The organism is Streptomyces sp. NPDC104226 (assembly GCF_055584085.1).
Map to the genome: position 1 here is coordinate 206,118 of NZ_JBVJMS010000004.1, position 13,017 is coordinate 219,134.

13 protein-coding genes and 1 riboswitch are annotated in these 13,017 nt (G+C 71.4%); of the genes, 8 read left to right on the forward strand and 5 right to left on the reverse strand.

All coding sequences use genetic code 11. From position 1 onward, the window contains the following. Window positions 1–212: 212 nt before the first annotated feature. A complete protein-coding gene (locus ACZ60J_RS14400) occupies window positions 213–1,487 on the reverse strand; it encodes an NAD(P)/FAD-dependent oxidoreductase (protein WP_469681851.1) in 1,275 nt (424 codons plus the stop codon). Between the two features lie 204 nt (window positions 1,488–1,691). Continuing rightward, window positions 1,692–1,804, forward strand: a riboswitch (TPP riboswitch). On the opposite strand from ACZ60J_RS14400, the gene thiO reads away from it, so the two are divergent. The 3 genes from thiO to ACZ60J_RS14415 all read left to right on the forward strand — a co-directional run bounded on the left by thiO (window position 1,802) and on the right by ACZ60J_RS14415 (window position 4,015). Further along, window positions 1,802–3,013: a glycine oxidase ThiO gene (thiO, locus tag ACZ60J_RS14405; RefSeq protein ID WP_469681852.1), complete on the forward strand. Its 1,212-nt coding sequence runs from the start codon at window positions 1,802–1,804 to the stop codon at window positions 3,011–3,013. (Overlaps the previous riboswitch by 3 nt.) 2 nt (window positions 3,014–3,015) lie before the next feature. Further along, on the forward strand, window positions 3,016–3,216 hold the full coding sequence (gene thiS, locus ACZ60J_RS14410) for a sulfur carrier protein ThiS (protein WP_469682426.1): 201 nt from the start codon (window positions 3,016–3,018) through the stop codon (window positions 3,214–3,216). Between the two features lie 4 nt (window positions 3,217–3,220). Next, a complete protein-coding gene (locus tag ACZ60J_RS14415; protein ID WP_469681854.1) occupies window positions 3,221–4,015 on the forward strand; it encodes a thiazole synthase in 795 nt (264 codons plus the stop codon). Window positions 4,016–4,502: 487 nt separating this feature from the next. Here the strand turns inward: ACZ60J_RS14415 and ACZ60J_RS14420 are convergent, their stop codons facing one another. After that, the gene (locus ACZ60J_RS14420; RefSeq protein ID WP_469681856.1) at window positions 4,503–5,261 is read right to left on the reverse strand and encodes a GntR family transcriptional regulator; all 759 of its coding nucleotides are present in this window, start codon (window positions 5,259–5,261) and stop codon (window positions 4,503–4,505) included. Between the two features lie 118 nt (window positions 5,262–5,379). On the opposite strand from ACZ60J_RS14420, the gene ACZ60J_RS14425 reads away from it, so the two are divergent. The 4 genes from ACZ60J_RS14425 to ACZ60J_RS14440 all read left to right on the forward strand — a co-directional run bounded on the left by ACZ60J_RS14425 (window position 5,380) and on the right by ACZ60J_RS14440 (window position 9,627). Then, window positions 5,380–5,517: a hypothetical protein gene (locus tag ACZ60J_RS14425; RefSeq protein ID WP_469682466.1), complete on the forward strand. Its 138-nt coding sequence runs from the start codon at window positions 5,380–5,382 to the stop codon at window positions 5,515–5,517. 574 nt (window positions 5,518–6,091) lie between these two features. Continuing rightward, a complete protein-coding gene (pknB, locus tag ACZ60J_RS14430) occupies window positions 6,092–8,044 on the forward strand; it encodes a Stk1 family PASTA domain-containing Ser/Thr kinase (protein WP_469681857.1) in 1,953 nt (650 codons plus the stop codon). Window positions 8,045–8,053: 9 nt separating this feature from the next. Continuing rightward, window positions 8,054–8,929, forward strand: a complete 876-nt coding sequence (locus ACZ60J_RS14435) for a deoxyribonuclease IV (protein WP_469681859.1) — start codon at window positions 8,054–8,056, stop codon at window positions 8,927–8,929. 107 nt (window positions 8,930–9,036) lie between these two features. Further along, window positions 9,037–9,627 carry a DUF4396 domain-containing protein gene (locus tag ACZ60J_RS14440; RefSeq protein WP_469681861.1) on the forward strand — a complete coding sequence of 197 codons (591 nt, stop codon included), beginning with the start codon at window positions 9,037–9,039 and terminating at the stop codon, window positions 9,625–9,627. A gap of 17 nt (window positions 9,628–9,644) precedes the next feature. Here ACZ60J_RS14440 and ACZ60J_RS14445 read toward each other — a convergent pair whose 3' ends face one another. After that, window positions 9,645–10,277, reverse strand: a complete 633-nt coding sequence (locus tag ACZ60J_RS14445; protein WP_469681863.1) for a sulfite oxidase-like oxidoreductase — start codon at window positions 10,275–10,277, stop codon at window positions 9,645–9,647. A 173-nt stretch (window positions 10,278–10,450) separates the two neighbouring features. Between ACZ60J_RS14445 and bfr the strand changes: the two genes are divergently transcribed. Beyond that, window positions 10,451–10,927, forward strand: a complete 477-nt coding sequence (gene bfr, locus ACZ60J_RS14450) for a bacterioferritin (protein ID WP_112446344.1) — start codon at window positions 10,451–10,453, stop codon at window positions 10,925–10,927. Window positions 10,928–10,941: 14 nt separating this feature from the next. Here bfr and ACZ60J_RS14455 read toward each other — a convergent pair whose 3' ends face one another. Together ACZ60J_RS14455 and ACZ60J_RS14460 are read right to left on the reverse strand one after the other, a co-directional pair. Then, the gene (locus ACZ60J_RS14455) at window positions 10,942–11,220 is read right to left on the reverse strand and encodes a (2Fe-2S)-binding protein (RefSeq protein ID WP_469681865.1); all 279 of its coding nucleotides are present in this window, start codon (window positions 11,218–11,220) and stop codon (window positions 10,942–10,944) included. 167 nt (window positions 11,221–11,387) lie between these two features. Beyond that, complete coding sequence (locus tag ACZ60J_RS14460; protein ID WP_469681866.1) at window positions 11,388–12,752, reverse strand: class II 3-deoxy-7-phosphoheptulonate synthase; 1,365 nt, start codon at window positions 12,750–12,752, stop codon at window positions 11,388–11,390. Window positions 12,753–13,017: the final 265 nt, after the last annotated feature.

Below are 13,017 nucleotides of genomic sequence, written 5' to 3' on the forward strand. Positions count from 1 at the left end.
GCCCGAGGGGCGCGGGGGCGGGTCCGGGCGCATCACGAGGGCAGGTCCAGGCACAGCCCGGGGGCGGCTGCGGGCCCAGCCCGAGGGCGCGGGGGCGGGTTCGGGCGCAGCCCGGAGGTGGGTCCGGGCGCAGCCCGGGGAACGGGCGAAGGGTGGGTGGGGGACTTCGCCCGTGGGCCCGGGCCCTGGCCCGGGGCCCGCGTCCCGCCGGGTCAGGCGGTCGTCGACTTCAGCGCGGTCGCCGGGTCCGCGACCTTCGCCGGGTCCACCAGCACGCCCGACTCGATGAGCCGCCGCCCCTGGGCCAGGTCCCGCGGGCGGCCCACCGCGAGGACCGCGACCAGCCGCCCCTCCCGCAGCCAGCACACCGACCAGGTGTCCGCCCCCGGGTCACCGCGCCACAGCATCGCGTCCGCGCCGCCGTGATGGCCCGCGTACTGCACGAAGCGGCCGAACTGCTCGGACCAGAAGTACGGGACCGGGTCGTAGACCTGCCCCACGGAGTCCCCCAGGTCCGCGGAATCCCCGGCGACGATGTCCGCCGCCACCACCCGCGGCCCCTGCAGCGCGTTGTCCCAGTGGTGCACCAGCAGCCGGGCCCCGTAGCGGCTCGACGGGAACGAGGCGCAGTCCCCCACGGCGTACACCCCGGGTACCGAGGTGCGCAGCCGCTCGTCGGCGGTGACCGCTCCGTCCGGGCCCAGTTCCACGCCGGACCCGGCCAGCCATCCGGTGGCCGGCCGGGCGCCGATGCCCACCACCACCGCTCCGGCCGGCAGCTCCCGCCCGTCGGCCAGCAGGACCCGGCCCGGCTCCACGGACGCCACCCTCGCGCCGGTGAGCAGCTCGGCGCCCGCCTCGGCGTACCACCGCCCCATCGGCTCGGCCACCTCCGCGGGCAGCGCGCCCGCCAGCACCCGGTCGGCCGCCTCGACCACGGTCACGGCGCAGCCCGCCTCGCGGGCGGCCGTGGCGAACTCCGCGCCGATCCAGCCGGCCCCGACCACGACCACCGCCGCACCGGCCGCCAGGACGGGCCGCAGCCGGGCCGCGTCGTCCAGGGTGCGCAGCAGGTGCACCCCGGGGACGCCGTCCGCGCCGGGCAGGGTGAGCGGGAGGGCCCCGGTCGCCAGCACGAGGACCTCGTACGGGACCGGCCCGGCCTCGGTGTCCACCTCGCGGTCGCCGGGCCGCAGTCCGGTGACCTCGACCCCGAGCCGGAGTTCGATGCCGAGCTCCTCGAAGTCGACGTCGAAGGCCGAGTCCTCCGCCTTTCCGAGGAGCACCGCCTTGGACAGCGGGGGCCGGTCGTAGGGCTGGTGGGGTTCGGCCCCCAGCAGGGTGACGGGGCCGGTCCAGCCCTGTTCCCGGAGGGCGACCGCGGTCTGGACCCCGGCCATCCCGGCGCCGACGATCACCACGCCGCGCCGAGCCCCTTCCGCCTGCCGCGCCTGCTGCTGCGTCTGCTGTTCCGTCTGCTCGCTCACGCGGCCCACCCTAATCAACTGACGGTCCGTCAGGAATACCGGATGGCGACCCGACCGGACCCGTCAACGATCCAAGCGGAATCCAAGCAGGACCCAAGCGGGATCCGAGCAGGATCCAAGCGCGACCCGGCCGGGATCCGGCCCGCACGCCCGCCACCGGGGAGGCAGCCTTACCGGCCGTCGGCCTCGGCGTTACTCTGGCACCGAACCTATCGCGGGAGTCCGGGCGCACCGGGCTGAGAGGGAGGCTGGCCGGCCTCCGACCGTACGAACCTGATCCGGGTCATGCCGGCGAAGGGAGGGGCTGGACGCCCATGCATTCATCCAGGAACGGCCGGAGTCCCGGCTACGACGTCCTCGTCATCGGGGGCGGCATCATCGGCCTGGTCACCGCCTGGCGGGCGGCCCGGCGCGGGCTGCGCACCGCGCTGGCCGATCCGGCCCCCGGCGGCGGCGCCGCGCAGGTCGCGGCCGGCATGCTGGCCGCCGTCACCGAGCTGCACTACGGCGAGGAGACCCTGCTCGGGCTCAACCTCGCCTCCGCCGCCCGCTACCCCGAGTTCGCCGCGGAGCTCGCCGAAGCCAGCGGCGGCATGGACATCGGCTACCGCGCCTGCGGCACCCTCGCCGTCGCCCTCGACGCCGACGACCGGCTGCACCTGCGCGAGCTGCACGCCCTCCAGCGCCGCTGCGGCCTGGAGTCCGACTGGCTGACCGGCCGCGAGTGCCGCCGCCTGGAACCGATGCTGGCCCCGGGCGTACGCGGCGGCCTGCGCGTGGACGGCGACCACCAGGTCGATCCCCGCCGCCTCGCGGCCGCCCTGCTGGCCGCCTGCGAACGGTCCGGCGTCGCCCTGCACCGCGCCGGGGCCGCGCGCCTGCTGACCTCCGCCGACCGGGCCTGCGGCGCGGTCCTCGACGACGACGGCGGTACGGAACTGCGCGCCGACCAGGTGGTGCTGGCGGCGGGCTCGCTCAGCGGCCGGCTGGACGGAGTACCGCCCGAGGCCGTGGCCCCCGTACGGCCGGTGAAGGGGCAGGTGCTGCGCCTCGCGGTGCCCCCCTCGTACGCCCCGTTCCTGTCCCGGACCGTACGGGCCGTGGTGCGCGGCAGCCACGTCTACCTGGTCCCCCGCGAGAACGGCGAGCTCGTCGTCGGCGCCACCAGCGAGGAACTCGGCTGGGACACCACCGTCACCGCGGGCGGGGTCTACGAACTCCTCCGCGACGCCCACGAACTGGTACCCGGAATCACCGAGCTCCCCCTGGTGGAGACCCGGGCCGGGCTGCGCCCTGGATCGCCGGACAACGCCCCCCTCCTCGGCCCGACCGAACTCCCCGGCCTCCACCTGGCCACCGGCCACTACCGCAACGGGGTCCTGCTGACGCCGCTCACCGGGGACGTGATGGCGGACCTGCTGACCACCGGCGAACTCCCGGAGATCGCCCACCCCTTCACCCCACGCCGCTTCGCCGCCACGCCCTCCCCCGCCCCCTCCCTCACGCGACAGGAGTCATTCGCATGACCATCTCCGTCTCCGTCAACGGCGAGCCGCGCGAGATCGCGGACGGGGCCGTGCTCGCCACGGTGGTCGCCACCCTCACCGAAGCCACCAAGGGGGTCGCGGCCGCCCTCAACGAGACCGTGGTGCCGCGCGGCCAGTGGCCGTACACCTCCGTGACCGACGGCGACCGCGTCGAGGTCCTCACCGCAGTCCAGGGAGGCTGATCAGATGGCGGACGACCTCTTCACCCTCGCCGGCCGGACCTTCTCCTCGCGCCTGATCATGGGCACCGGCGGGGCGCCGAGCCTGGACATCCTGGAACGCGCCCTGGTCGCGTCCGGCACGGAACTCACCACTGTCGCGATGCGGCGCCTCGACCCGACGGTGCAGGGCTCGGTCCTGTCCGTCCTGAACCGCCTCGGCATCGCGGTCCTCCCCAACACCGCGGGCTGCTTCACGGCGGGCGAAGCCGTCCTGACGGCGCGCCTCGCCCGGGAGGCCCTCGGCACGGACTGGATCAAACTGGAGGTCGTCGCGGACGAACGCACCCTCCTCCCGGACGGCGTCGAACTGCTCGACGCCGCCGAAACCCTGGTCGACGAGGGCTTCACGGTCCTCCCGTACACGAACGACGACCCGGTCCTCGCCCGCAAACTGGAGGACGTGGGCTGCGCGGCGATCATGCCGCTCGGCTCCCCCATCGGCTCCGGCATGGGCATCCGCAACCCGCACAACTTCGAGCTGATCACCGAACGGGCCGGAGTCCCGGTCATCCTCGACGCGGGAGCCGGAACGGCCTCGGACGTGGCCCTGGCCATGGAACTGGGCTGCACGGCGGTCATGCTCGCCTCGGCGGTGACCCGAGCCCAGCTCCCCGTCCTGATGGCCGCGGCCATGCGCGACGCGGTCACGGCAGGCCGCCTGGCCCACCGCGCGGGCCGCATCCCCCAACGCCGCTTTGCAGAAGCCTCCTCCCCCACGGAGGGCCGAGCAACCCTGGACCCGGAACGACCGGCGTTCTGAGGCCTACGGGGCCCTGCGGACGCGGGGCCTTCGCCCCCCTCGCGCTCCACCCCTGCCCGGCGGCTGCCCACCCGCCCACCCGGCACCGGACCGGGCCCGCACCGCCCGGCCCGCCGGGGTCGGGGGAAGCGGGATCCGAGCCGACCGGGAGCGGCGGGAGGGTTGGGGTTTCCCGGCAGCCTCATCGTCCTTCCGTGGCGGGCCGCCCTGTCAAGGGCGCTCCCTGCGGTCGCGTCGCTACGCGACGGCCTTCGGCCGCCCTTGACAGGGCGGCCCGCCACGGAAAAACGAAGGCAGCCGAAAAACCCCAAAAGAACGGGCGGGTCAGAGGAGCAGGCAAGGGCCTGGCCGAGAGGCGCGGCCACACTCCGCAAGGCCCGCCCCGAGCCCGGGCCGGCCGAAGACCCCGGGCAGACCGGACGCGCATCAGATCGCTACACACATCCCACACCTCAGCGACCGACCGCAGTCCCAAGTCCGCTGCGGTCTAGGCGTCGAAGTCGTACTCCAGCACGTAGGAGGCGGAGTCCAGGGTCATTTCATTGACCTCGACCGGCCGCCCACCCCCGGTGAACGCAGTGCGGATGATCTGGATGACTGGTGTGCCCATCGCGAGGGAGAGACGTTCGGCCTCGTCGGCCGAAGGCATCCGGCAGCGAATCTCCTCGCGGAAGTGGACGGGCTCGTACCCCAGCTCAGCCAGCCGCGCGTACGTCCCACCGGGGCCGGAATCGGCTTGGGTGATCGCAGAGTCGGCGACGACATCTGACGGCAGGTGCGATGTCGCGAAGAGCACCGGCTTTCCTTCGAGCACGAAGCGGCGGCTGCGTGTCCAGACCCGGGCCCCTGTGGGAATGCCGAGGGCGTCTGCGATGCGCTTGTCGGCCGAGTCCTCCCACACTTCGATCTGATCGACGACGAGCTCTCGGTCCCCGGCGTCTGCGGACCAGATGGAGCGGCCTGAGCCCCACTGCTCGTGCGCGAGGCGCTGAATGCCACGCCGTCTCAGAGGCTTGAACGCCCTGACGAAGACGCCGGCGCCCTTGCGCGCCTCGGTGAGGCCCTCGTTCTGGAGCACGCCGAGGGCCTGACGTGCGGTCATCCTGGCGACGTCGTAGGCGGTCATGAGGTCGTTCTCACCTGGCAGGCGGTCACCCGGGCCGTACTCACCCGACTGAATGGCCGCCCGCAGTGCATCAGCGATCCGCTGGTACTTCGGCTGGCGGGACCCGCCTTGGCTGGTCATTGAACGATCACCCCTTCGCCTCTCTAGACACCCTGGGACCAGACATAGGCCACTACAGGTACCACCTTGGGGATCCGTCCACGCATGCGACATCGCATCCGGCGCTGAAGGGGAGCTGATGGCCGTGATCCACGAGAACGTCTCGGACTCGATCGTTCACGAGCGCTGGATGGAGCCGGCCTACATCCGCGACGCGTCGGGCCGCGAGTTCACTACCGCGATCCGCAACATCGAGCCGGTCGGCCGGCAGGCGTAACCACTCAGCGAGGATGTCTGTTTTGGACTCTGCGGTCGGTCGCTGAGGTGTGGGGTGCGTGTAGCGATCTGATGCGCGCCGGGGCTGCCCGGGGTCTTCGGCTCGCCCGGGCTCAAGGCAGGCCTTGCGGAGTGTGGCCGCACATCGCCGACGGGGCCGCTCCTCGTCCTCTGAGCCGTCCCGTTCCTTTGGGGTTTTCCCGGCAGTCTTCGTTTTTCCGGGTCGGGTCGGTCTGTCAAGGGTGGCCGAAGGCCATCGCGTAGCGACGCGACCGCAGGGAGCGCCCTTGACAGGGCGGCCCGGCCCGGAAGGACGATGAGACTGACGGGAAAACCCCATCCCTGCCTGATTCCGGCCCGGAAAGCGCCGCGCATTCCGTGTTCCGCCGCGCACATCGCTGCCAGGCCCGTCCGCCCCGTGCCGATGTGGCGGGTGGGCAGCCGCCAGGGCGGGGTGGAGCGCGAGGGGGCGAGGGCCCCGCACCCGCGGGAACCCGTACCGCCCCACGTCACAGCTCCGCTGCAACCCCGGCCGTCCGGGACGGGGGCCGATGCGGCCCTCGTAGAATCTCCGGGTGGATACGACCCTGGATGACCCCCTCGTCGGGCAGACGCTCGACGGCCGGTACCGCGTGGACGCCCGTATCGCGGCCGGCGGGATGGCCACGGTCTACCGGGCCGTCGACACCCGGCTGGACCGGGTCCTCGCGCTGAAGGTGATGCACCCGGCCCTCGCCGCCGATCCCGGCTTCGTCGACCGGTTCATCCGGGAGGCGAAGTCCGTGGCCCGGCTCGCGCACCCGAACGTCGTGGCCGTCTTCGACCAGGGCACGCACGGGCCGTACACGTACCTCGCCATGGAGTACGTGTCCGGCTGCACGCTGCGCGACGTGCTGCGCGAGCGCGGTGCGCTCCAGCCCCGCGCGGCCCTCGACATCCTCGAACCGGTGCTCGCTGCCCTCGGCGCCGCGCACCGCGCCGGATTCGTGCACCGGGACATGAAGCCCGAGAACGTGCTGATCGGCGACGACGGCCGGGTCAAGGTGGCCGACTTCGGGCTGGTCCGGTCCGTGGACTCCGTCACGAACACCACCGGGTCCGTCCTCGGCACCGTCTCCTACCTCGCCCCCGAGCAGATCGAGAACGGCGTCACCGACACCCGCGTGGACGTCTACGCCTGCGGCGTCGTGTTCTACGAGATGCTCACCGGCTCCAAGCCGCACACCGGCGACAACCCGGCCCAGGTGATCTACCAGCACCTCAACGAGGACGTCCCGCCCCCGTCGGCCACCGTCCCCGGGCTGCCCGTCGCGCTCGACGAGCTCGTCGCCCAGGCCACCGCGCGCCACCCCGACCTGCGTCCCTACGACGCCGCCGCCCTCCTCGGGCTGGCCATAGGGGCGCGGGCCCAGCTCTCCGACTCCGAGCTGGACGCCGTACCGCCGCAGGCCCGGGCCGCGGAGCGGACCGCCGCCGAGGACCGGACCAGCGTGATCCCCCGCCCGGTGACCACGCACGCCACCCACGCCGCGCACACCCCGCATGCTTCGCACACCCCGCACGCTTCGCACTCCGAGCCGGTGTCCCACACCTCGCGGCTCGCGGCTCCGCCCCTGCCCCCGGCGCCCGCCTCCCGGGTCCGGCGGCCCGGTGCGGTGCTCGTCGTCCTCGGCGTCCTGCTCTTCCTCGGCCTCGGCACGGGGGTCTGGTACATCAGCTCCGGCCAGTTCACCAAGGTGCCGAACCTCCTCGGCAAGACCGAGGCTGAGGCCAAGTCCCAGCTGTCGGCGGCCGGGCTCGGGGTGAAGCGGGTCGACCGGAAGTTCAGCGCGGCCTTCGACAAGGGGACCGTGATGAACACCGACCCCGCCGGCGGCAAGCGCATCCGCGGCAACGGCGCGGTGACCCTCACCATCTCGCGCGGGCCCGAGGTCGTCGTCGTACCCGACCTCAAGGGCAAGCCCCTGGAGGCCGCGAAGGCCGAGCTGACCTCGGTCGGCCTGACGCCGGGGGCCGTCACGCAGGCCTTCAGCCAGGACGTCGCACAGGGCTCGGTGATCAGCACGGATCCGACGGGCGGCCAGAAGCGGGCCCTCGACACCCTGGTCGCGATGGTGGTCAGCAAGGGGCGCCCGGTGGCGGTCCCGCGCGTCACCGGAACCCCCCTCGACCAGGCCCGTTCCACCCTGGAGGGCCTCGGCCTGAAGGTGGAGACGGCACCGGAGGAGGTCAATTCCCCCTCCCCCGCCGGTACGGTCGCCAACCAGTCGATCGGCGCCGGCAGCCAGGCCGCCGCGGGCGACACCGTCACCCTCACCGTGTCCAAGGGGCCCCGCCAGATCTCGGTCCCGGACGTCACCGGCCAGGAGGCCGACGCGGCCCGCAAGACCCTGGAGGGGCTGGGCTTCAAGGTCAAGGTCGACAAGCCCTTCCTCTCCTTCAGCAACACCGTCGACTCCCAGTCGGTCCCCGCGGGCCAGAACGCCGCCGAGGGCAGCACGATCACCATCAGGACCAAGGGGCTGTAACCGCACGCCATGAACGACAACTCCACACACCGCAATCCCGTCGGCGGGCACGTGCCCGTCGCGGGCGGGCTGGCCTCGGTCGGGCTGGCGTACGCCCGCGAGATGGGCGCCGAGGCCGTCCAGGTCTTCGTCGCCAATCCGCGCGGCTGGGCCACCCCGGCCGGCAATCCCGCCCAGGACGAGCTGTTCCGCGCGGCCTGTGCGGCCGAGGGGATCCCGGCCTACGTCCACGCCCCGTACCTGATCAACTTCGGCTCGCACACCGAGGCCACCGTCGAGAAGTCCGTGGAATCGCTGCGGCACTCGCTGCGCCGGGCCCGCGCGATCGGCGCGCTCGGGGTGGTCGTGCACACCGGCTCGGCGACCGGGGGCCGGCCGCGCGAAGCGGCGTACGCGCAGGTCAGGGAGCACATGCTGCCGCTGCTGGACGAGCTGACGCATGACGACGACCCCTTCCTGCTGCTGGAGTCCACGGCCGGGCAGGGCTCCTCGCTGTGCTCGACCGCCGAGGAGTTCGGCCCGTACTTCGAGGCCCTCGACCGGCATCCGATGCTCGGGGTCTGCCTCGACACCTGCCACATCTTCGCGGCCGGGCACGATCTGGCGGAGCCGGGCGGGACGAAGCAGACGCTGGACCTGCTGGTGGACACGGTGGGCGAGGGCCGGCTGAAGCTGGTGCACGCCAACGACTCCAAGGAGGGCGTGGGCGCCCACAAGGACCGGCACGCGCAGATCGGCCAGGGGCACATCGGCCGGGACGCCTTCGCCGAGCTGTTCACGCATCCGGCGATGGAGGGCGTACCGCTGGTCATCGAGACGCCGGGCGGCAAGGAAGGGCACGCGGAGGACGTGGCGCTGCTGAAGGAGCTGCGCGGGCTCGGCTGATCGCCCACGGGTCACGAGACCCGTTGAGGAATACCCCGGGGGGGTATACGGTTCTGTCATATCGACCGACGGAGCCGCTATCCGGCGTTCCTCGCCAGGGGGTTGTCATGGAGCACGCGCACGAGCAGCAGCACGAACACCACGGTCACGAACACCGCGGTCACGGTCACGAGCACGAGCAGCACGGCCACGAACACGAAAACCACGGCCACGAGCACGAGCACCACCCTCACGCCCACCACCACGCCACCCCCGGCGGCAAGGTCACCTGGGCCGCCGCCGCGCAGGCCACGCTGCACTGCCTCACCGGGTGCGCCATCGGCGAGGTGCTCGGCATGGTCATCGGGACGGCGCTGGGCTGGGGGAACGCGCCGACGATGGTCCTCGCGATCGCCCTCGCGTTCTTCTTCGGCTACGCGCTCACCCTGCGGGGGGTCCGCGCCGCCGGCCTGGACTTCCGTACGGCCGTCCGGGTGGCGTTGGCGGCGGACACCCTGTCCATCGCCGTCATGGAGGTGATCGACAACGGGGTGATCCTGCTCTGGCCCGGAGCCATGGACGCGATGCTGTCGGACGCACTGTTCTGGACGGCGCTCGCGATCGCGTTCGCGGTGGCCTTCGTCGTCACGACACCCGTCAACAAGTGGATGATCGGCCGCGGAAAGGGTCACGCGGTGGTCCACCAGTACCACCATTGAGCCACCGAACCGATGAGCTACAGCTCGGGGCCGTCCCCCGGCTCCTCCTGGTACGAGTAGCGCTGCTCGCGCCAGGGGTCGCCGATGTTGTGGTAGCCGCGCTCCTCCCAGAAGCCGCGGCGGTCGGCGGTCATGTACTCGATGCCGCGGACCCACTTGGGGCCCTTCCACGCGTAGAGGTGGGGCACGACCAGCCGGAGCGGGAAACCGTGCTCGGCGGTGAGCAGTTCACCGCCCTGGTGGGTGGCGAAGACGGTCCGCTCGGAGGCGAAGTCCGCGAGGCGCAGGTTGGAGCTGAAGCCGTACTCGGCCCACACCATCACGTGCGTGACCTGCGGGGACGGCGGAGCGAGGTCGAGGATCCGGCGGGCGAGCACGCCGCCCCATTCGGCACCGGGCATGCTGAACTTGGTCACGCAGTGCAGGTCCGCCTCGACGGAGTCGAACGGCAGGGCCGCGAACTCCTCGTGGTTCCAGCAGCGCTTCTCACCGTCGGCCGTGGCGCCGAAGACGCGGAACTCCCAGCGCTCCGGCTTGAACTTGGGTACCGGCCCGTAGTGGGTGACCGGCCAGCCGCGCTGCAGCCTCTGCCCCGGGGGAAGCTCCAGTTGTTCTGATCCCGGAGATTCCCGGCTTTCCGGCTGACCCATGTCTCCATGGTGACAGACTTGGCGGGGTGGTCATGACCAGCTTCGCCCGGATTCGGGCAAGTCACGGCAACTCCCACTAAGGAGGCACTTACTGGACGGCCTCCTGTGGCGGTGCAAGGATGCGCGCACCTGCCCCGTCACATTGCTGACATTGCTTGGAAGGAGCCTCTGCGATGCAGGGCGACCCCGAGGTCCTCGAGTTTCTCAACGAGCAGCTGACCGGCGAACTTACGGCCATCAACCAGTACTGGCTCCACTACCGGATCCAGGACAACAAGGGCTGGACGAAGCTCGCCAAGTACACGCGTGAAGAGTCCATCGATGAGATGAAGCACGCGGACAAGATCACCGAGCGCATCCTGATGCTCGACGGTCTGCCGAACTACCAGCGCCTCTTCCACGTCCGCGTGGGCCAGACGCTCACGGAGATGTTCCAGGCCGACCGGCAGGTCGAGGTCGAGGCGATCGACCGCCTGAAGCGCGGCATCGAGGTCATGCGCGGCAAGGGCGACGTCACCTCGGCGCGGCTCTTCGAGGAGATCCTGGAAGACGAGGAGCACCACATCGACTACCTCGACACCCAGCTGGAGCTCATCGAGTCCATCGGCGAGGCGCTCTACATCGCGCAGCTCATCGAGCAGCCGAGCTAGCAGCCGAGTAGGCCTTACGCCGCTTCGGCGAGCTCCGGACCGGTCGACACCAGTGCCGGTACCAGCGGGTCGGCGGCGAGCACGGCGGCGGCTTCGCCCTTCTCCAGCAGTTCACGGCGCGGGCAGGCCCCGCGGCCGAGGAGACCCTGGATGGTCCGCACGCAGGAACCGCAGTCGGTGCCGGCCTTCGTGGCCGAGGCGATCTGGCGGGGCGTGCAGGCTCCGGCCTCCGCGTGGTCTTTGACCTGCTTGTCGGTGACCCCGAAACAAGAGCAGACGTACACGCGGTTCACCTCCCGGGAAGGAATGGTTCGGCCAGCCATCCCCTATTCGGTGAGGCTTACCTAACCATACCCAAACTTAGGGTTCCCTAAAAGAGCCGGGAACGACGATGGGGCGCGGATCACATTCGATCCGCGCCCCATCGTCACGAGGTGCTCACACTGCGCCGGGCCGGGTCCTACTGGTCGCGGTACATCTCGGCGACGAGGAAGGCCAGGTCCAGGGACTGGCTCCGGTTGAGGCGCGGGTCGCAGGCCGTCTCGTAGCGCTGGTGCAGGTCGTCGACGAAGATCTCGTCGCCGCCGCCCACGCACTCGGTGACGTCGTCACCGGTGAGCTCGACGTGGATGCCGCCCGGGTGGGTGCCGAGGCCCTTGTGGACCTCGAAGAAGCCCTTGACCTCGTCGAGCACGTCGTCGAAACGACGCGTCTTGTGGCCGGAGGCCGCCTCGAAGGTGTTGCCGTGCATCGGGTCGGTGACCCAGGCGACGGTCGCGCCGGAGGCGGTGACCTTCTCGACGAGCTCGGGAAGCTTGTCGCGGACCTTGTCGGCGCCCATGCGGACGACGAAGGTCAGGCGGCCCGGCTCGCGCTCGGGGTCGAGGCGGTCGATGTAGGTGAGCGCCTCGTCCACCGTGGTGGTGGGGCCGAGCTTGATGCCGATCGGGTTGGCGATCTGCGAGCAGAACTCGATGTGCGCGTGGTCCAGCTGGCGGGTGCGCTCACCGATCCAGACCATGTGGCCCGAGGTGTCGTACAGCCGGCCGGTGCGGGAGTCCGTACGGGTGAGGGCGCCCTCGTAGTCGAGGAGCAGCGCCTCGTGGGAGGAGTAGAACTCGACGGCCTTGAACTCCGCCGGGTCGGTGCCACAGGCCTTCATGAAGTTCAAGGCGTTGTCGATCTCCCGCGCGAGCTGCTCGTAGCGCTGCCCGGAGGGGGAGTTCTTCACGAAGTCCTGGTTCCAGGCGTGCACCTGGCGCAGGTCGGCGTAACCGCCGGTGGTGAAGGCGCGCACCAGGTTCAGCGTGGAGGCCGACGCGTGGTACATGCGCTTGAGACGCTCGGGGTCCGGGACGCGGGACGCCTCGTTGAAGGCGAAGCCGTTCACGGAGTCGCCGCGGTACGTCGGCAGGGTGATGCCGTCGCGGGTCTCGGTGTCCTTGGAGCGCGGCTTGGAGTACTGGCCCGCGATGCGGCCGACCTTGACGACGGGCACGGAGGCCGCGTACGTCAGGACGGCGCTCATCTGGAGCAGCGTCTTCAGCTTGGCGCGGATGTGGTCGGCGGAGACGGCATCGAAGGCCTCGGCGCAGTCGCCACCCTGCAGCAGGAACGCCTCGCCCTTGGCGACGGCTCCCAGGCGGGCGCGCAGCTGGTCGCATTCGCCCGCGAAAACGAGGGGAGGATACGACTCGAGGTCCGCGACGACAGCGCGCAGGGCCTCGGCATCGGGGTACGAAGGCTGCTGCGCCGCGGGAAGGTCCCGCCAGGTCGCCTTGGCGGCGGGGGCTTGGGTTTCAGCGTTCACGGTCACCCCACACACATTACGGCGTCACACCGCACCTCCCGGACGAGGACCACTACGTGAGACGGATGTCTCTCGCTCTGTTACTCACTCGTTTACCTGCCCTGGACGGACGGGTGGGTTAGGGTCGGAGCATGTACGCGCACTCGAACCAGAACTGGTGGTGGCCCGCTCCCGGCGGCCCACTTCTCGCGCGTACCTGAAGATCACGAGCGAAGCGAAGGCCGCCCCGAGGGGCGGCCTTCCGCGTTCTGCGAGTCACCGCAGCCGACCGGGCCGTCCC

Bases quoted from the DNA above. Each gene is read 5' to 3' on its own strand.
- thiO (WP_469681852.1), top strand. From the start codon at position 1,802: ATGCATTCATCCAGGAACGGCCGGAGTCCCGGCTACGACGTCCTCGTC.
- ACZ60J_RS14415 (WP_469681854.1), top strand. From the start codon at position 3,221: ATGGCGGACGACCTCTTCACCCTCGCCGGCCGGACCTTCTCCTCGCGC.
- ACZ60J_RS14420 (WP_469681856.1), bottom strand. From the start codon at position 5,261: ATGACCAGCCAAGGCGGGTCCCGCCAGCCGAAGTACCAGCGGATCGCT.
- ACZ60J_RS14425 (WP_469682466.1), top strand. From the start codon at position 5,380: ATGGCCGTGATCCACGAGAACGTCTCGGACTCGATCGTTCACGAGCGC.
- ACZ60J_RS14435 (WP_469681859.1), top strand. From the start codon at position 8,054: ATGAACGACAACTCCACACACCGCAATCCCGTCGGCGGGCACGTGCCC.
- ACZ60J_RS14440 (WP_469681861.1), top strand. From the start codon at position 9,037: ATGGAGCACGCGCACGAGCAGCAGCACGAACACCACGGTCACGAACAC.
- ACZ60J_RS14445 (WP_469681863.1), bottom strand. From the start codon at position 10,277: ATGGGTCAGCCGGAAAGCCGGGAATCTCCGGGATCAGAACAACTGGAG.
- bfr (WP_112446344.1), top strand. From the start codon at position 10,451: ATGCAGGGCGACCCCGAGGTCCTCGAGTTTCTCAACGAGCAGCTGACC.